This is a genomic window from Sellimonas intestinalis, assembly GCF_001280875.1.
GTDB lineage: Bacteria > Bacillota > Clostridia > Lachnospirales > Lachnospiraceae > Sellimonas > Sellimonas intestinalis.
On record NZ_LGAJ01000011.1, the window covers coordinates 1 to 17,384 of the forward strand.

Genomic DNA, 17,384 nt, shown 5'->3' on the forward strand with positions numbered 1-17,384 from the left:
CAGAGTAGAAAACTCTGTGAATTTTTCGTACATACACGAACAGGCGGGATTCTATCCCGCCTGTCAATTTTCTTATTCCACGCTTTTGAGCGATTCAACCATATCAATTTTTTTCAGTTTATAGTACATCACCCAGTTGACAAAAAGTGAAAAACCTACTGTAAACAGAGCACTATATAGATAACTCCGCCAGTTCACTACCCGGCCAAACATTACAGCATCCACTTCCACTGTTGTGATCACAAAACGATGAAGAACTGCCCCCAGTCCGATACCGATTACAATACTGAAAAGAGTCAGCATGATATTCTCCCGATATACATAGGAGCTGACTTCCGCATCATAAAAGCCCAACACTTTCAGTGTCGCAAGCTCCCGCCGCCTTTCTGTGATATTAATGTTGTTCAGATTGTACAGAACGACAAATGCCAGCAACCCGGCGGAAATGATCAGAACCACAATAACCAGATTCAGACTTTCCAGCATCGTGTTGAGCTGATCTTCAATATTATTTGTGTAAGTCACATTCATTACACCATCGTATTTCAGAAGTGTCTCTCCAGCATCTGAAATCTCTTTGTCCGAAGCATTCTTCAAATCAAAGAGAATACTGTTATATCCTGGTTCTTCTCCGTACAACTCTTCATAGAGCTCCGCAGTCATGTAAACATAATGCTCCATGTAATTCTCGCAAATATCTGTGACAGTGACTTCCTTTTCCTCTCCATCCACACCGATATAGATCGGATCTCCTCTGGATACATCCAGCGTCTTTGCCATCTTCTCTGTCAGAATGACACCGTCATCTGTCAGATGATAGATTTCTCCTGACGTCCGATCCCGAAATGTCATAAATTCATCGACCATATCTTTGTCTTCCGGCACACAAAGGTAGACATCCTCTGTCTTTCCATCTGCTGAAGCGGCAATTGGCTCTTTCATCATCTCCATTTCCATATAGCGATCCATTTTCCCCATCTCATCCATAGTATTCATAATCGTGCGGATTTCTTCATCGGTCACACTGTTGCTTAAATAGACCATCCCATCATAAACCTGAAGCTCTTGATACTGAATTGTTCCGATACACATGATGGAATCCCTCAGTCCGAATCCGACTACCATCAGGGCCATACATCCGCCGATTCCTGCGATCGTCATAAAGAATCTCTTCTTATAACGGAACAAATTCCGGACGGAGGACTTCCATGTAAAGCTTAAATGTCTCCAGAGTATGGATACGCGTTCCAAAAGAATCCGTTTCCCCTCTTTCGGTGATGGTGGCCGCATCAGCTCCGCCGGCTGCGCCGCCAGCTCTTTATAACATGCGTAAAGGGTCGCAAGCAAGGTACAGGCGAGTGCCGCCGCTGTTGCCATCGCCGCATAATTCCACTGATACGGAACGACAATATGCGGCAGATGAGTATACATAATCTGGTACGAATAAATAATGATATACGGAAAAACTTTTTCTCCGATCAGTACTCCGAAAACGCTGCCGCCCATCGTTGCCAGAAAAGCATACATCAGATATTTTCCGGCGATGGCCCCTTTGCCGTAACCAAGGGCTTTCATCGTTCCGATCTGAGTTCGCTCTTCCTCCACCATTCTTGTCATGGTTGTCAGACTGATCAGCGCCGCCACAAGGAAGAACAGCTCCGGAAATACTTCGCCAATGGCGCGCATTCGGTCTGCGTTCTCCCCATAACTGGTATACTCTGCCAGAATGTCCCGGTCATTGACATACCATGTCTGTTCGTCCAGCTTTTCTACATCTGACCTGGCATCATTGATCTGGCTCTGAGCATCCGCCAGACGGCTCTCGGCGTCTGCTTTTTGCGACTCGTACTCTTTTCTGCCCTTATCAAGCTCTTTCCTGCCGTCAGCCAGTTCGGTTTCTGCCTCGGTAAGTTCCCTTTCCTTTTGGGCAATCGTATTCTTTGCGCTCTGGATCTGGGACTTTCCACTTGCAATCTGAGATGCCGCCGTGGAAAGCTCTGCCTCAGAGGAACGGAGCTTAGACTGTGTCGCTGCAATCTGCTGTTCGCCGGAAGCGAACTGCGCTTCTGTTTCCTCCTTTGCCTTAGCAAGGGCCTCCTTCCCTGCTTCCAGTTCCTGAACTCCTGCTTCCCATTGATGCTTTTGCTTTTCAAGCTTCTCTTTTACAGGAGCTATACTCTCTGCAAAATAAGCTTCTTTCTCTTGGAGATCTGCTTCTTCCAATTCCAACGCTTTCTGCCCGTCTGAAAGCTCTGCGCGCTTTTTCTCTATCTCAGCAAGACGTGCCTGAGCCTCCTGTTTTTCCACTTCCAGCTCGCCCTTTGCTGCCTCGACCGCACTGCTTCCGACTGCATACTGCTCTTGCAAAGTGGCAAGCTGGGCCTTTTGTTCCTCTGTCGCGCCATCCGGATCCTGGTTGATCAATGCCATAAGCTCTGCAATCTGGTCGCCAAGCGCTTCCAACTTCTGCTGTTGCTCGTCGATCGTCTGCTCTGCTTCCGTAATGCCAGCTTCGATCTCTTCCTGTATCTGATCCAGTGTCGCTGACGCTGTCATAATCTCTGTCTTCTTTGCTTCCAGCTGTGCTCTTCCGTCTGCCAGCGCCTGCTCCCGCGTATCGATCTCCTGCTCTGCGGCATCCAACTGCTGTTTCGCCTCATCAAGCTCTTTCTGGCTTTGGGCAATCTTCGTCTCCTGCTCAGAAAAGCGCTTCTGCGCCGTCTGTTTCCCCTCCTCAAGCTCCGCCTGTTTACTCCGGAGGCTGGACTTGCCGGACTTCAGCGCCGACAGGCTATTCTCATACTGGGTCTCGGCGTCTTTCAAAGTTTCCTCCTGTCTGCTGATCTCTGCTTTTCCGGAAATAAGAGCCTCTCTTCCGTCCGCGATCCGCTTCTCCCCGTCCTGAATTCCCTTCTCACCATCACTAAGCTCTTGTTCTGCTTTCGCAAGCTCGTCATCTGCTTTCTGCCGTTCTTCATCAAGCTGTTTCTGGGAATCTTCGATCTGCTCGAATGCTTCTTCACGGATTTCATTCGTTCTTCTTGCACACGCTACATCCTCGATGCCTTCTACCCGGTTCTTCACTTCGGCAATCAGATCATCGTATCCATCCGTATAGCAAGTCTTCGCTTTTGCTCCGTCCACAAGAAGACAGATCTCTGTGTAAACATCCAGAGAAAACGCTTCCGGCGCTACCACCGCAAATCCTGAGACCTCTCCGTTTCCTACAAGAGAGCTTCCACGCTCAATGGAAATATACTCCGGGCTGCTCCCGGCGCCGACCACCGTCAGAGAATCCTGTTTCAGACTGTCCGTAACCGGGCTGTCTGTTCCGGAGGACAGATAGATCCTGTCCCCGATTTCAAAACCGCCCTCCGCCATGAAATCCTCATCGAGCAGGCACTCGCCCTCTCCTTTTGGCATCCTCCCCTCGAACACCGTGATCTGATTGATCTTCTCATAGGCGGAAGCAATATGCAGCACTTTTTCATTTTCTCCTACCTGGCAAAGCGCATCCACTGTGAAGCCGCCTTCCGCCAGCTCAATTCCTTCTACATCCGAAAGAGTCCTTACATCATCATCCGTCAATCCCAAAGTCCCCTGGACTTTTAGATCCATCAGATTCGTCTCATCATAATACCGGTCCCCGGAAATCCTCATATCCGGCTCAGAAGCCCGGATCCCGGAAAAAAAAGACACGCCCAAAGCTACAATCATAAAAATTGACAAAAACCGTCCCAGACTCTTTCTGATGGACGTCCAGAACTCTTTATGTAGTGCTGTCCTTTTCATCATATCACCGCCATTACCACTCTATCGTCTCTACCGGAACAGGATGGTCATTTTTCAGAATCTTCGATACTTTTCCATTTTTGATATGAATGACCCGGTCCGCCATCGGCGCAATCGCCGAATTATGGGTAATCAGAATCACCGTCACACCCTTTTCCCGGCACGTATCCTGCAACAATTTCAGAATCGCTTTCCCCGTGTTATAGTCCAGTGCTCCGGTCGGCTCATCACAAAGCAGAATCTTCGGATTCTTCGCAAGAGCCCTTGCGATAGAGACTCTCTGCTGCTCCCCTCCCGAGAGCTGTGCCGGAAAATTTTTCATCCGGTCTCCTAATCCAACTTCCTTTAAGACTATTTCCGCATCCAGCGGATCCTTACAGATTTGAAGTGCCAGCTCCACATTTTCCAGAGCTGTCAGATTTTGGATTAAATTATAAAACTGAAATACAAACCCGATATCGTCTCTCCGGTAGCTGGTGAGCTGTCTCGCTTTAAACCTGGTAATATCCGTGCCGTCAATCTGAACGAGACCGCTGGTTGCTGTATCCATACCGCCAAGAATATTGAGTACCGTCGTTTTCCCAGCACCGCTTGGTCCCACAATCACGACAAACTCTCCCTTTTCGATCTCAAAATCGATGCCGTCCACGGCCCGGATTTCGACCTCTCCCATCTTATAAATTTTCCGTACATCTTTCAAAGTTACAAAGCCTGCCATCTCCTGCACGTCACCTCTATTTTTATCTTGCATGAATTTCTTACTATAATTATAATAACAGATAAGGGGTTGAAATAACAGCCTGGAGGAGGAATTTTTATGGGAACATTTCGTATGGAACAAGCCACGACGGACGTTGCGCTGGACAAGATTGCCGCGCTTGCAAACGAGATCTGGCATGAACATTTTGTTCCGATCATCGGCCTTGACCAGGTCAACTATATGGTCGGAAAGTTTCAGTCCTACCCTGCCTTAAAAGATCAGGTGAAAGAGGGATATGAATACTACCGGATTTTCTGTGGCGATGCGTTTGCAGGTTATGCGGGTATCCGCCCGGAGGAAGACGCCCTCTTTTTGAGCAAGCTTTACCTGCACAAGGACTACCGGGGACAACATCTGAGCACAAAGGCCTTGGAGTTTCTGAAAGACTACTGCCACAAACACGGCCTTACGAAAATCAGGCTGACCTGCAATAAGTACAACAGCCACACGCTGGACGTCTACCATCATCTCGGATTTTCTAACGTCCGCAGCCAGGTGGCAGACATCGGGAATGGCTATGTGATGGATGATTACATTCTGGAACTGGAGATCTGATCCTTTTCAGCCCATTGGGATCTGGGGCAGTCGTCAGGACATATCTCAGAAATATAGCGAGAAATTTTCAGGAAACAAAACAATTAGGAGGGAACCATCAATGGAAAAAGCAAAGGTTTATTTTTCAGATCTGCGGGCACTTCCGGGAACCAGTCTTCCGGAGAAACTGAAAAAGCTCATCCGTAGGGCCGGTATCGGAGAGATCGATTTTGAGAAAAAGATGACGGCCATCAAAATTCATTTTGGAGAACCGGGAAATCTATCCTACCTGCGGCCGAACTGGGCGAAAGCCGTGGCGGACATCGTAAAAGAGTTCGGCGGACGTCCGTTTCTGACGGACTGCAACACCCTGTATGTGGGACGCCGGAAAGATGCGCTGGAGCACATCGAGAGTGCCTATGAGAATGGATTCACTCCGTTTTCCACAGGATGCCAGGTCATCATTGCGGACGGCTTAAAGGGGACGGACGAGACTTATGTGCCGGTAGAAGGTGGTGAGCTGGTACAAGAAGCCAAGATCGGAACCGCCATCATGGACGCAGACGTCTTTATTTCCCTGAATCACTTTAAAGGCCACGAGGCTACCGGGTTTGGCGGCGCCCTGAAGAATATTGGAATGGGCTGCGGTTCCCGTGCCGGAAAGATGGAGATGCACAACAGCGGAAAGCCAGCCGTCAATCAGGAGAAATGTGTCGGCTGTAAGACTTGTGCCAAAAACTGTGCTCATGGAGCCATCTCTTTTGATGAGAACCGTCATGCGTCTATCACCCATGAGAAGTGTGTCGGATGCGGACGCTGCCTTGGCTCCTGCAATTTCGACGCCATCTTCAATGAGAACTCTTCCGCAGTAAAAGAGCTTGACATGAAGATCGCCGAATACTCCAAGGCGGTCGTAGACGGTCGCCCGAACTTCCACATCAATCTGGTGATCGACGTTTCTCCGTACTGTGACTGCCACGGAGAGAATGACGTGCCGATCCTGCCGGATATCGGAATGTTCGCAAGCTTCGATCCGGTGGCTCTTGACCAGGCATGTGTGGACGCCTGCAACGCTCAGAATCCGCTGCCGGGAAGTCTTCTCGATGATCGGATGCATGAGGATGGTTTCTGCGACCACCACGATCATTTTGTGAATACCACACCGGAAGCGGGATGGGAAGACTGTCTCATCCACGCTGAAAAGATCGGCCTTGGCACCAGAGAGTACGATCTGATCACAGTAAAATAAACTGCCATGTTAAAAGGAGGTCCGAACCGCACATTGCGGTTTGGACCTCCTTCCATCATTACTCTTCCTTTTCCCGGATTCCAAATGTTTCAAAATACTGCTCCTCCATGGGAATCCATTCGTCCAGAAACCGGGACAGCATTGCCTCCCCATTTCTCCTCAGAATCCGCTCTTTTTGCTCTTGTTTGGAAATGGAAAGGAAATAGACGGCGTCATAGACAGCCCCGAAATAAGGATGAGCGCTGTATGCGCCTTCCACAAGCACGATCTTCGGATCAGCCAGCGTTTCTGTACGGACAAAGCTCTGACTGTGACAACTGTACACCCGGTAACTGCATGATCCGGTTTGAACCAGAGGATCGACCACCTCCAGGCAAAACCGCTTGTAGTCTACATTTCCACCCGGCTCAGAAAGCCGCCCTGGCGTCCGCATCTGCGGTTGCAGGAAAAAGTCATCCATATGAATCACAGCAAGTTCCGGGTAACGCTCTTTCATCTTACCGGCCAGCGTTGTCTTTCCGGAAGCACACATTCCGTCCAGAGCGATCATCCACGGCCGTTTTCGATTCTTCTGATTCTTTTTGCTGCCGGCTCTTTGCTTCTGTTCTTCCTGCCTCCATACTTCGATCTGGTCTATGATACTCGCCTCTATCTCTCGTATTGTGTGCAACGGTTATACCCCGCTTTCTGTCTCTTTTTCTCCAATTTCTACCAGCGATTTCACGAGACCTGCCACGCCCTGAATCTCGGACGGAATGATGATCTTCGTTGCTTTGCCGTCCGCCGCCTTTTCGAATGCTTCGAGGCTTTTTAAGGTCAGAACTGCCTCGTCCACTCCTGCCTCTTTTAAGAAACGCAGACCGTCGGCATTTGCTTTTTGGACTTTCAGAATCGCTTCTGCCTCACCTTCTGCCTCGCGGATCATCTTTTCTTTCTCCGCCTCGGCATGAAGGATCGCTGCCTGCTTATCTGCTTCCGCATTCAAAATTGCGGACTCTTTCTCTCCTTCCGCCACAAGAATGGTGGACTTCTTCTCTCCCTCCGCACGAAGAATGGCTTCTCGTCTTTCACGCTCGGCTTTCATCTGCTTCTCCATGGCATCACGAATCGCCGCTGGTGGAATAATATTTTTCAGTTCCACACGATTGACCTTAATTCCCCAAGGGTCTGTAGCCAGATCCAACTCTGAGCGCATCTTTGTATTGATCGTTTCCCGGGACGTAAGTGTCTGGTCTAATTCCAGATCACCTATGATATTCCGAAGCGTTGTAGCAGTCAAATTTTCAATCGCCATAATCGGGCTTGCGACACCATAGCAGAACAGCTTCGGATCTGTAATCTGATAGAATACAACCGTGTCAATCTGCATCGTAACATTATCCTTCGTGATCACAGCCTGCGGTTCAAAGTCGACTACCTGCTCTTTGAGGTCAATTCTTCTTGCTACCCGCTCAATAATCGGAATCTTAAAGTGGATTCCCACACTCCATGTCGCCTGATAAGCTCCAAGCCGCTCTATGACAAGCGCCTGTGCCTGATGTACGATTTTAATACAGGAGATTAAAATCGCCACAACCAGAATCAGAACAATGATTCCGAGAATCGACATAATAGTAGATGCACCAATACCTTTCATATTACTTTTCCTCCTTTTCCCTTACAATCAGCTTCACACCCTCAATTCTGACAACTCTTGCAAGCTGTCCTGCCTCGATGACCGTATTGTCATCCGCACTTCTCGCCGTCCATTCCTGTCCGTCATAGACTGCCTTCCCTGTCTGTTCGGTGTTGTTGATTTCTTGTGTCACTTTGACTGTCCTCCCAATCACACCTTCGTAATTGGTCTTTTCGCTTTTCTTATTGACATATTTCATCGCCCAAGGCCTGGTAAACACAAACAGGACGATGGAAACAACCAGAAATACGCCAATCTGCCAGCCAATTCCGAGTCCCGCCAGGGACAGCAGAAAAGCCGACGCCGATCCGGCGGCAAACCAGATCGTTGTTAATCCCACTGTTACCAGTTCAATAATCAGAAGTACTACAACCAGGAACAGCCAGATCATTCTCATCGTTTCCGGTGTCAATGCCACAACTTGCACCTCCTTCTGTCAGATATCTTTCCTGTATCGGAAAGACGGGAGATGGTCCTTTTTCAAAACTTTCTCCTTTTTTCTGATTTTTCAAAATACATCAAGTTATTATCAGTTTACTATTATTTCCCGTTTTTTGCAACTGAAACCCTATACTTATCTGCTTTTTTAGTAACTATTCAGTCCCACAGTGGCAAATCAAAGCCGTATGGCTGAATAGTTACCTCTTTTGTCCCAGTTTTCTATAAACAGTCACATACATCGTAACAAAACATGCCACACCGCCAATCAGATTAGACACCGGTTCTGCAAGGAAAACGCCGTGTACCCCAAGCCCTCCGATCATCGGGAACAAAATGGTAAGGGGAATGACGATGATTGCTTTTCTAAGCAGAGAGAAAAATACCGCCTGTCTCGATTTTCCAAGCGCCACAAATGTGGACTGCCCGGTAAACTGAAGTGCCATCAAAAAGATTCCAAAAAAATAGATTCGAAACGCGCCCACCCCTGCTTTCAGAAGCTCCGGCTCACTATTAAACAGATGGATAAAAAACTGAGGCGCTACAAAAAGAAGTCCCCACACCGCACAGGTAAAGATCACACAGCTTATTCCCATAAAACGAATGGCTTTCTTTACCCGGTCGTATTCACCTGCTCCGTAGTTAAATCCAATCACCGGCTGAGCACCGTTAGTGAGCCCGTTGACCGGCATGGTAATGATCTCCCGGACAGAATTGACTACCGTCATCACACCCACGTAGAGGTCTCCTCCATACCTTGACAACATGGCATTACATACGATCTGCACTGCCCCATTGGTAACAGACATGACAAAGCCAGAAAGGCCAAGACCTGTGATTTCCCGAACCAACTTTCCGTCCAGCCGCATAGTCTTTCGCCTCAGCCGGAACAAGGCACGGTCTCCCCTCAGAAACCAGAACACATAGAGCGCTGACACCCCCTGAGAGATCACGGTTGCCGTCGCTGCCCCGTAAACGCCCATGTGGAAGATAAAAATAAAAACCGGATCCAGAATAATATTCAAAATAGCTCCGATCAGTACAGTTATCATCCCCATTTTGCCGAATCCCTGGGCATTGATAAAATTGTTCATTCCAAGACTGATCATTACAAAAAGCGTTCCTAAAAGGTAGACGCTCAGATACCCTTTCGCATAAGGGTACGTCTGGACGCTTGCTCCGAACAAAAAGAGCATGGGCTTCATTGTCAGATAGCAGACTGCCATCAATGCCGCACCCGACAAGAGCAACATGGTAAAAGAATTTCCCATGATCTTCTCTGCCCGTTCTCCGTCGCCCGCTCCCCTGGCAATCGAACAAAGCGGTGCTCCCCCCATGCCAAAGAGATTGGAAAACGCGGTAATCATTGTAATAACAGGGAGAGCCAGTCCAATCCCGGTAAGCGCTTCCGTCGATGTATGGGGAAGATGTCCGATATAGACCCGATCCACCACACTGTAAAGGACGTTGACAAGCTGTGCCACCGTCATAGGAACTGCCAGACTCCAGATATTTTTTACGACACTCCCTTTACTGAAATCATTTCTTGTTTCCAAAATCATTCGCCTCTTTTACTCATTTCTGCATAATTGCTTCATCTGATCACAGACCGCACCGTTGTGTTCTTCGTCGGTCATGGTAATAATGACGTCCCCTGTCTGGATGCGTGTTTTCCCTTTTGGAATCAGTTCCCTTTCTCCCCGCCGGATCGATACCAGAAGACAGAATTCTGGCCACGGAATTTCTCTGACCGTGCGCCCGGACACAAAAGCGTCCTCCGCCACAGCATAATAGTCCAGTACCTTTTCTTGGCCGGATTCCTCCGGTTCCTGTTTCCTACCTTTCAGTATCCTCGCCAGCAGACTCTCATAAATAGGCTCGGACTTCAGCATCATAGTGCTGATATAAGCAATGACAGTTACAACAGACAGGGAGAGCATCTGGCTGATCGATCCTGTCAGCTCAAAAATTAAGATGATACCCGTCATAGGCGCCCGGACTACCGCTGTAAAGAATCCTGCCATGGCAAGCAGAATGAAATTGTTGATATACTCACCGGGAATACCAAACAACTCACTGCACACCGTACCGAAAACACAGCCCGCGAAGGCGCCCAACACCAGCATCGGAAAGAAAATGCCACCCGGTACTCCTGCTCCGAAGCTCACTGCTGAAAATACAAACCGCAGGGCAAACAAAATCAACAATGTCTGAATGATCATTCGCTCGTGTGTCATTGTCTCAATCAAACTGTGTCCGTTTCCCAGCACTTCCGGAGCGAAGATTCCCAGAATCCCCGCCGCAAGAAACGGGATCACCGCTTTGCCTGCCGGTCTAAAGGCAAAAATCTTCTGGTAGAAAGTCTGAACTTTCAAAGTAAACCAGTTATAAAAGACGCCAAAAAATCCCAACAGAACACCCATCAAAATCAACAGTCCATAATATCCCTGGGGCAGGTTACCCACAATTTCAAACTGAAAAACCGGATCCATACCGAGCACCCTGGTCGTCATATAGTCCGCCACTACCGCTGATGTCATCGCAGACACAAATACCGCCGCTGTAAAGTTTTTATGAATTTCTTCCATAGTAAACATCACACCTGCAAGCGGCGCCTGGAACGCGGCAGCCATCCCTGCACTCGCACCACAGGTCAGAAGAAATTTCTCCTCCGTCTTCCCCCTCTTCAGCACTCTTGAGACGCCTTTTCCTGCCATAGCCCCGAGCTGGATGGACGGGCCCTCCCGTCCAAGTGCCAATCCTCCGAACAGCCCCAGAAATCCCCCCAGAAACTTCGCCGGTAGAATCCGGCGCCAATTCTGATGCAGTTTTCCTTCCATCTCCCCTTTCAACTGTGGGATCCCACTACCGGAGATCATCGGCTCCCACTTTACAAGGAGTCCAGTAATTACCGCCATCAGAAAAAGCGCTCCCATCCAGAGCGCTGTTCTTCCCGGATGTCCTTGGCAAAGTCCCAAAATCTCCTGCATCCACGAAGCCGCATAATTCAGGCAAATCCGGTACAAAAGCACCACGCCTCCGGCGAAACATCCTACCAGGATCCCTTCTCCGATCATAATTACCGGAAAATCGGCCGATCTGCGGATGGTATAGGATATATCCTTTTTCTCTCTCATTTTCTTTTTCCTGTCTTTCCTTTTCAATTTAGAAGTTGTTTCACTCCCGTTATTCACAGTATAATTCCATTTTGCTAAATATTCAATCAAAGACTGGAATCAATGGAAGTCAAAACAACCTCTCTTTTTAAACAAAAAAGATTATCCGTTACACATCACCAAATCTGATATGTACGGATAATCCTGACCCGGAACCGTCTGAATTTTATCTTATAAAAAAATCCTCCGTAACATGGAGGATAAAATCGGAGTGACAGGATTTGAACCTGCGGCCTCTACGTCCCGAACGTAGCGCTCTACCAAGCTGAGCCACACTCCGGTGACTACGGATAGAGGACTCGAACCTCTACTAACAGAGTCAGAGTCTGCTGTGCTGCCATTACACCAATCCGCAATACTGCTTTCTGTTACAAAGCTGTGTTTCCTGTTTCATCGGCAAAATCGAGTTTTTCCGGTGATCGGAGTGACAGGATTTGAACCTGCGGCCTCTACGTCCCGAACGTAGCGCTCTACCAAGCTGAGCCACACTCCGATAACTACGGATAGAGGACTCGAACCTCTACTAACAGAGTCAGAGTCTGCTGTGCTGCCATTACACCAATCCGCATCGCACTTTTGCCGTACCGCTGTTTTATCAGCGAACATAGATTATTATACCAAAAAAATCCTGATTGTCAATACTTTTTTTTATTTTCCCTTTTGCTCGCTTTCAAGCCTTGTTATAATATAAATAACAAATCATTTCCGGGAGGACAGTATGAAACAATATTTTAAAATCGGAGAGATCTCAAAGCTGTACCAGATCGGTGTCGATTCTCTTCGTTATTATGAGGAATTGGGACTACTCACGCCAAAGAGAGGTAAAAATGGTTATCGTCTGTACCGTCTCGATGATATTTGGCGGCTGAATGTGATTCGCGACTTACGGGGTCTTGGTTTTTCTATGGAACGAATTCGGGAATACCTGACAAATCGAAGTATTGATACCACAGAGCTTTTGCTCAATGAGGAGCTGAATGCCATCCACCGGAAAATGGCACAGCTTCGCCAGCTCCAGTCCAATGTGGAGCAGCGCCTCGCAACACTTCAGACAGCAAAGGAGCAGCCCCTTGAGACCGTCACAGAGATCCGGCTTCCCGCCCGATCCTGCCATGTTCTCTACTCAGGATATCAAAAAGATGAGGAGATGGACATTCTGATGAAGCAGCTATTAAATCAATCTCAGGACAATCTTTACATTATCGGAAGCAATCATATCGGCTCTCTGATCCCGGTGTATGCGGCAAAAAGCGGGCAGTTCCGGAAGTATGAAGGTGTATTCGTCATTGCGGAGGATGGCCTTGATATCCTTCCGGAAGGACTTTACCTCTCCTACAGCTACCGCGGAAATAACAATCACAACGCAGTTGCAATTCCCCGGCTCCTTTCTTACGCTACGGAGAAAGGCTACCGGATCGGGGAGGAAATCCTGGAGCTTCTCTGGGTGGACATCCACCAGTCTGCCAATCCGGAAGAATATATCACGGAACTTCAGATCCATGTATCAGTTCCCTAAAGATGTTTGATCCGCTCCACGGCTGCCAACGTGTTTTCGTATGTTCCGAACGCAGTCAAACGGAAGTAGCCCTCCCCGCTTGGTCCGAATCCTGACCCCGGTGTTCCTACTACACCGGCCTTTGTCAGCAGATAATCAAAAAACTCCCAGGACGTCATGTTGTCCGGTGTTTTCAACCAAATGTACGGAGAGTTCACTCCTCCGGATACGGTGTATCCTGCTTCTCTGAGCCCTCCGTAAATTGTCTTCGCGTTTCTCATATAGTAAGCGATCTGCTCTTTTAACTGTGCCTTCCCGGCCTCAGAGTACACGGCCTCACCCGCTTTCTGTACAATATACGGCGCTCCATTGTACTTTGTTCCGTGACGTCTTGCCCAGAGAGAATGAAGCATCACATCGCCGCATTTGAGATCTTTTGGGATCACCGTCGCACCGAGCCGCACTCCGGTAAATCCTGCTTTCTTGGAGAAGCTGCGAAGCTCAATGGCACACGTTCTTGCTCCCTTGCACTCAAAGATGGTATGTGGTACATCATCTTCAGAAATATATGCTTCATATGCCGCATCGTAGATGATGACAGATCCCTTCTGATTCGCATAATCCACCCACATCTGAAGCTGATCCTTTGTGATAGCAGACCCCGTTGGGTTGTTCGGAAAACACAGATAAATCAGATCCGGCACTTCCTTCGGAAGTTCCGGCACGAAATGATTGTCCGCCGTACAAGGCATGTAGATCACATCGCTCCACACCTCAGACTTTGGATCGTATGTACCGGTACGACCTGCCATGACGTTGGTGTCTACATAAACCGGATAAACCGGATCACAGACCGCAATCTTATTGTCCTGGTCGAAAATCTCCTGGATATTGCCGGAGTCTCCTTTTGCGCCGTCGGAGATAAAAATCTCATCCGCCTGGATCTCGCATCCTCTTGCCTGGTAATCATTCTTTGCCATAGCGCTTCTTAAAAATTCATATCCCAAATCCGGAGCATAACCATGGAAAGTCTCTGCATGCGCCATCTCATCTACCGCACTGTGAAGGGCGTCGATGATAGCCGGCGCAAGTGGCTGTGTTACATCCCCAATTCCCAGTCGAATGATGGATCTGTCCGGATTTGCCTCGGTATATGCGGCTACCTTTTTTGCGATAGTAGAAAAGAGATAGCTTCCTGGAAGTTTCAGATAATTTTCATTAATTTTAAACATATCCTGTCTCCTTCTCTTTATTTCTTTAATGTATTAAATTCACGTCGCGTATATCATAACACATTTCCGGAAACACGTAAAGAAAATTTTCAAAAGGCGTAGTACAATTTTGTACTACGCCCCTGTTTCCTGGAGAATACAAGGATAATCGCCCTCACAGATAAAATGACAACTTCCGGTGAGATACATCTCTCCGTCGCTCTTCCACTCCACTTCCAACATTCCGCCCAGCATTTCCACATTTACTTTCCGCTTGGTCCGACCGTCCAGGATGGCTGCGGTCGCTGCCGCACACGCTCCGCTTCCACAGGAAAGCGTCTCCTTGCTTCCTCGCTCCCACACCCGAATCTTCATTCCGGTCTCCGAATACACCTGCACCAGTTCCACGTTGACCCCGTCCGGGAAGTCCGAATGACTGCTTATAACGGCTGCCCTCCTCATATCCCAGGTCTTAAAGCTTCCTTCCTCCGGCGGCATGAAAATCACGGCATGAGGATTTCCCATGGAAACGAGCATCATTTCCAACTTCTGCCCCTCCAGCGAAATGATGTGGGACTGATCCAGAATCACAGGTCTCCCCATAGAAACCTTTCCTTTTTCCGAATCTTTCAGGACACGCACCGTGTGTATCCCGCTGTCTGTCTCGACAGCGATCTCCTGCTTTTTTATCTGTTTATAGTCGTACAGATATCGTGCCACACAGCGTACGCCGTTTCCACACATACTGCCCCTGGAACCGTCCGCATTATACATCTCCATCCTGCAGTCTGCCGTATCCGACGGGCAAATAAGAATCATGCCATCCGCCCCCACACCGAAATGACGATCGCTGATCTTCCTGGCCAGAGCCTGTGGATTGGAAATGGCTTCTTTTTCTCCGTCCAGATAGATATAATCATTTCCGCATCCTTCCATTTTCACAAAATGCATTGCCAATACCTCCTGATGTTTTCTGGTATTGTATGGTGACAATTCAGCCCATGCACAAAGTCACAGAAATCTGCGTTCAACCTACTAACCCGGTCTGGCATGGCTGAATGTTATATTATATGAAGAAATGGCCCATTTTATGTCAATCCCGGAATCTGCCGCCCGTTCACATCCATATGATACTTGCCCCGATGAATCAATTCGGAGACCGGGACGAGATGATATCCTTTCTTCTGGATCATGCGTATCAACTCTTTCAGCGCCCCTTTTGTATCCTCCGCCTCACTGTTCAGCCGGACAATGGCGCCGCTTCCGAATTCTTTACTTTTTGTTACCGTCTGAATAAGACTCTCCGGTCCGTAGTTTTTCCAATCCATAGAATCCACAGACCAGCGAACCGTATAGAAACCTTCCTCCCAGGCCGTCCGAATCAGCGAATCATTGTAGTTTCCATAAGGTGGGCGGAAAAACTCCATGGAAATCCCATACTCGTATGCTGCCTTTTTCGCCTCCCTAAGCTCGCTTCTCTGTTCCTCCCCGGTCTTCTGGGAAAGATCTTCGTGACTGACGCCAAGCGTCCCGATATCGTGTCCCTCATCCTTCATCCGCGCGATCAGTTCCGGGTGATTCCGCATCCAGCTCTCCGTGACAAAGAATGTCGCCCGGACACCTTCTTTCTTTAACAGATCGAGAATGTCCCCTGTCCGCTCTTCTCCCCACGCAGTCTCAAAGGTAAGCGCCATCTCCTTTTCCTCCGTCTCCACCGAACAAACCGGCATCTCCCGTCCATTGACGCTGTTTCCGACCGTCGTATATTCCTTTGCGTACCAGATTCCCCCTACAAGCAGAAAGGCAAACGCCATGAGGGATAAGAATACCTTCCTCCCTTTTTCTTTCCAAACATGCATAAACATACTCCGAAGCATTGTGGTGTTCCTACAATATATGCTCCCAAGTTTCCTTTTACCAGTTCCCTTTTCTTTCGGTGTTACCAGATGCCAAGAACATGCTGTATAAGCAGGCTGACGCCCGCAATACCGATCCAACAGCATAGTCCCATGAAAATCGGCTTCCCACCGGTGCGGACAAGCTTCACAAGATTTGTATTAAATCCAATCGCCGCCATCGCCATAATAATGAAAAACTTGCTCAGCTCCTTGATTGGCGCTGTCACCGTCGCCGGCAGTGCGAAGACTGTAGTGACCACGGAAGCCAAAATGAAAAACAGGATGAAGAACGGGAAAATCTTCTTGATATCAAAGGTTCCGCCCTGGATTTCTCCGCTTTTCTTCGCCTTTCTCATCTGCCAGAAAGACAGGACGAGGGTGATCGGAATGATCGCCAGCGTTCTTGTCAGCTTAACAATCGTCGCCGCATCCAGTGTATTGCTTCCGTGCAGTCCGTCCCAGGCCGCCGCTGCCGCTGTCACAGAGGACGTATCGTTCACTGCTGTCCCGGCAAAGAGACCGAAACCCTCGTTGCTCAGCCCCAGAATCATTCCCAGTTTCGGGAAGATCAGCGCCGCAATGACATTAAATAAGAAGATAACCGAGATGGACTGGGCGATCTCCTCGTCGTCCGCATCGATCACCGGAGCCGTTGCCGCAATGGCGGACCCGCCACAAATACTGGATCCTACACCAACCAAGGTAGAGATCCGTGCCGGAATATGCATTACTTTATATAGAATAAACGAAATCACCAGTGATGTGGAGATTGTTGCCAGGATGATAGGCAGAGACTGACGGCCCTTTACAAGTATATCCGTTAGATTCATGCCAAATCCCAGCAGAATGACTGCATATTGCAAAATCTTCTTAGATGTAAATTTGATTCCCGCCTGAAGCGACCCGCTCTCTTTTACCAGAAGCGCCAGACACATACCGATCAGTATCGCGAATACCGGGCCTCCAATCACCTCGAACTGTTTGCCGAGCAAAAAGGCCGGAATGGCGATCAAGAGACAGAATCCGATTCCTTTATAAGTTTCCTGCATTGTTTTCATCTGTATTTCCTCACTTTCCCATTTCTGCAAGTATCATATCAAAGACCCGGCATTATGAAAAATGATATATATTTATTTATCCATAAATTTATGTTATG

The 17,384-nt window shown here is 48.4% G+C and carries 14 protein-coding genes and 4 tRNA genes; 3 read left to right on the forward strand and 15 right to left on the reverse strand.

Annotated elements, in window-relative coordinates; all coding sequences use genetic code 11:
- Positions 1-72 precede the first annotated feature (72 nt).
- Complete coding sequence (locus tag AOA56_RS10810; protein WP_238117750.1) at positions 73-3,795, reverse strand: FtsX-like permease family protein; 3,723 nt, start codon at positions 3,793-3,795, stop codon at positions 73-75.
- 10 nt (positions 3,796-3,805) lie between these two features.
- Complete coding sequence (locus AOA56_RS10815) at positions 3,806-4,510, reverse strand: ABC transporter ATP-binding protein (protein WP_053769645.1); 705 nt, start codon at positions 4,508-4,510, stop codon at positions 3,806-3,808.
- Between the two features lie 99 nt (positions 4,511-4,609).
- Between AOA56_RS10815 and AOA56_RS10820 the strand changes: the two genes are divergently transcribed.
- Together AOA56_RS10820 and AOA56_RS10825 are read left to right on the forward strand one after the other, a co-directional pair.
- Complete coding sequence (locus AOA56_RS10820) at positions 4,610-5,107, forward strand: GNAT family N-acetyltransferase (RefSeq protein WP_053769646.1); 498 nt, start codon at positions 4,610-4,612, stop codon at positions 5,105-5,107.
- Between the two features lie 100 nt (positions 5,108-5,207).
- Positions 5,208-6,335, forward strand: coding sequence for a DUF362 domain-containing protein (locus AOA56_RS10825; protein ID WP_053769647.1), 1,128 nt, complete (start codon positions 5,208-5,210; stop codon positions 6,333-6,335).
- Positions 6,336-6,393: 58 nt separating this feature from the next.
- Here the strand turns inward: AOA56_RS10825 and AOA56_RS10830 are convergent, their stop codons facing one another.
- The 9 genes from AOA56_RS10830 to AOA56_RS10870 form a co-directional block, all read right to left on the reverse strand.
- Positions 6,394-7,005: a nucleoside/nucleotide kinase family protein gene (locus AOA56_RS10830; protein ID WP_053769648.1), complete on the reverse strand. Its 612-nt coding sequence runs from the start codon at positions 7,003-7,005 to the stop codon at positions 6,394-6,396.
- A gap of 3 nt (positions 7,006-7,008) precedes the next feature.
- A complete protein-coding gene (locus tag AOA56_RS10835) occupies positions 7,009-7,944 on the reverse strand; it encodes an SPFH domain-containing protein (protein ID WP_152334146.1) in 936 nt (311 codons plus the stop codon).
- A 28-nt stretch (positions 7,945-7,972) separates the two neighbouring features.
- Positions 7,973-8,428 carry an NfeD family protein gene (locus AOA56_RS10840; protein WP_330376500.1) on the reverse strand — a complete coding sequence of 152 codons (456 nt, stop codon included), beginning with the start codon at positions 8,426-8,428 and terminating at the stop codon, positions 7,973-7,975.
- Positions 8,429-8,648: 220 nt separating this feature from the next.
- On the reverse strand, positions 8,649-10,010 hold the full coding sequence (locus AOA56_RS10845; protein ID WP_334291732.1) for an MATE family efflux transporter: 1,362 nt from the start codon (positions 10,008-10,010) through the stop codon (positions 8,649-8,651).
- Between the two features lie 9 nt (positions 10,011-10,019).
- Positions 10,020-11,585 carry a ClC family H(+)/Cl(-) exchange transporter gene (locus AOA56_RS10850; protein ID WP_053769649.1) on the reverse strand — a complete coding sequence of 522 codons (1,566 nt, stop codon included), beginning with the start codon at positions 11,583-11,585 and terminating at the stop codon, positions 10,020-10,022.
- Between the two features lie 245 nt (positions 11,586-11,830).
- Positions 11,831-11,904: transfer RNA gene (locus AOA56_RS10855), tRNA-Pro, on the reverse strand.
- Between the two features lie 4 nt (positions 11,905-11,908).
- A tRNA-Gln gene (locus AOA56_RS10860) sits at positions 11,909-11,979 on the reverse strand.
- A gap of 64 nt (positions 11,980-12,043) precedes the next feature.
- A tRNA-Pro gene (locus AOA56_RS10865) sits at positions 12,044-12,117 on the reverse strand.
- Positions 12,118-12,121: 4 nt separating this feature from the next.
- Positions 12,122-12,192 (reverse strand) — tRNA-Gln (locus AOA56_RS10870).
- A 150-nt stretch (positions 12,193-12,342) separates the two neighbouring features.
- On the opposite strand from AOA56_RS10870, the gene AOA56_RS10875 reads away from it, so the two are divergent.
- Positions 12,343-13,140, forward strand: coding sequence for a MerR family transcriptional regulator (locus tag AOA56_RS10875; protein WP_048620412.1), 798 nt, complete (start codon positions 12,343-12,345; stop codon positions 13,138-13,140).
- Here AOA56_RS10875 and AOA56_RS10880 read toward each other — a convergent pair.
- From AOA56_RS10880 to AOA56_RS10895, 4 genes are all read right to left on the reverse strand, one after another.
- Positions 13,137-14,351 (reverse strand): LL-diaminopimelate aminotransferase, encoded by a 1,215-nt coding sequence (locus tag AOA56_RS10880; RefSeq protein WP_053769650.1) that lies wholly within the window; start codon positions 14,349-14,351, stop codon positions 13,137-13,139. The genes AOA56_RS10875 and AOA56_RS10880 overlap by 4 nt on opposite strands.
- A gap of 114 nt (positions 14,352-14,465) precedes the next feature.
- Positions 14,466-15,281 carry a diaminopimelate epimerase gene (dapF, locus tag AOA56_RS10885; protein ID WP_024733353.1) on the reverse strand — a complete coding sequence of 272 codons (816 nt, stop codon included), beginning with the start codon at positions 15,279-15,281 and terminating at the stop codon, positions 14,466-14,468.
- 137 nt (positions 15,282-15,418) lie between these two features.
- Positions 15,419-16,189, reverse strand: coding sequence for a polysaccharide deacetylase family protein (locus AOA56_RS10890; RefSeq protein WP_162224702.1), 771 nt, complete (start codon positions 16,187-16,189; stop codon positions 15,419-15,421).
- A gap of 80 nt (positions 16,190-16,269) precedes the next feature.
- Positions 16,270-17,286 carry a YeiH family protein gene (locus AOA56_RS10895; RefSeq protein ID WP_024733355.1) on the reverse strand — a complete coding sequence of 339 codons (1,017 nt, stop codon included), beginning with the start codon at positions 17,284-17,286 and terminating at the stop codon, positions 16,270-16,272.
- Between the last annotated feature and the right edge of the window lie 98 nt (positions 17,287-17,384).

Bases quoted from the DNA above. Each gene is read 5' to 3' on its own strand.
- AOA56_RS10810 (WP_238117750.1), bottom strand. From the start codon at position 3,795: ATGATGAAAAGGACAGCACTACATAAAGAGTTCTGGACGTCCATCAGA.
- AOA56_RS10815 (WP_053769645.1), bottom strand. From the start codon at position 4,510: ATGGCAGGCTTTGTAACTTTGAAAGATGTACGGAAAATTTATAAGATG.
- AOA56_RS10820 (WP_053769646.1), top strand. From the start codon at position 4,610: ATGGGAACATTTCGTATGGAACAAGCCACGACGGACGTTGCGCTGGAC.
- AOA56_RS10825 (WP_053769647.1), top strand. From the start codon at position 5,208: ATGGAAAAAGCAAAGGTTTATTTTTCAGATCTGCGGGCACTTCCGGGA.
- AOA56_RS10835 (WP_152334146.1), bottom strand. From the start codon at position 7,944: ATGTCGATTCTCGGAATCATTGTTCTGATTCTGGTTGTGGCGATTTTA.
- AOA56_RS10845 (WP_334291732.1), bottom strand. From the start codon at position 10,010: ATGATTTTGGAAACAAGAAATGATTTCAGTAAAGGGAGTGTCGTAAAA.
- AOA56_RS10850 (WP_053769649.1), bottom strand. From the start codon at position 11,585: ATGAGAGAGAAAAAGGATATATCCTATACCATCCGCAGATCGGCCGAT.
- AOA56_RS10875 (WP_048620412.1), top strand. From the start codon at position 12,343: ATGAAACAATATTTTAAAATCGGAGAGATCTCAAAGCTGTACCAGATC.
- AOA56_RS10880 (WP_053769650.1), bottom strand. From the start codon at position 14,351: ATGTTTAAAATTAATGAAAATTATCTGAAACTTCCAGGAAGCTATCTC.
- dapF (WP_024733353.1), bottom strand. From the start codon at position 15,281: ATGCATTTTGTGAAAATGGAAGGATGCGGAAATGATTATATCTATCTG.
- AOA56_RS10890 (WP_162224702.1), bottom strand. From the start codon at position 16,189: ATGCATGTTTGGAAAGAAAAAGGGAGGAAGGTATTCTTATCCCTCATG.
- AOA56_RS10895 (WP_024733355.1), bottom strand. From the start codon at position 17,286: ATGAAAACAATGCAGGAAACTTATAAAGGAATCGGATTCTGTCTCTTG.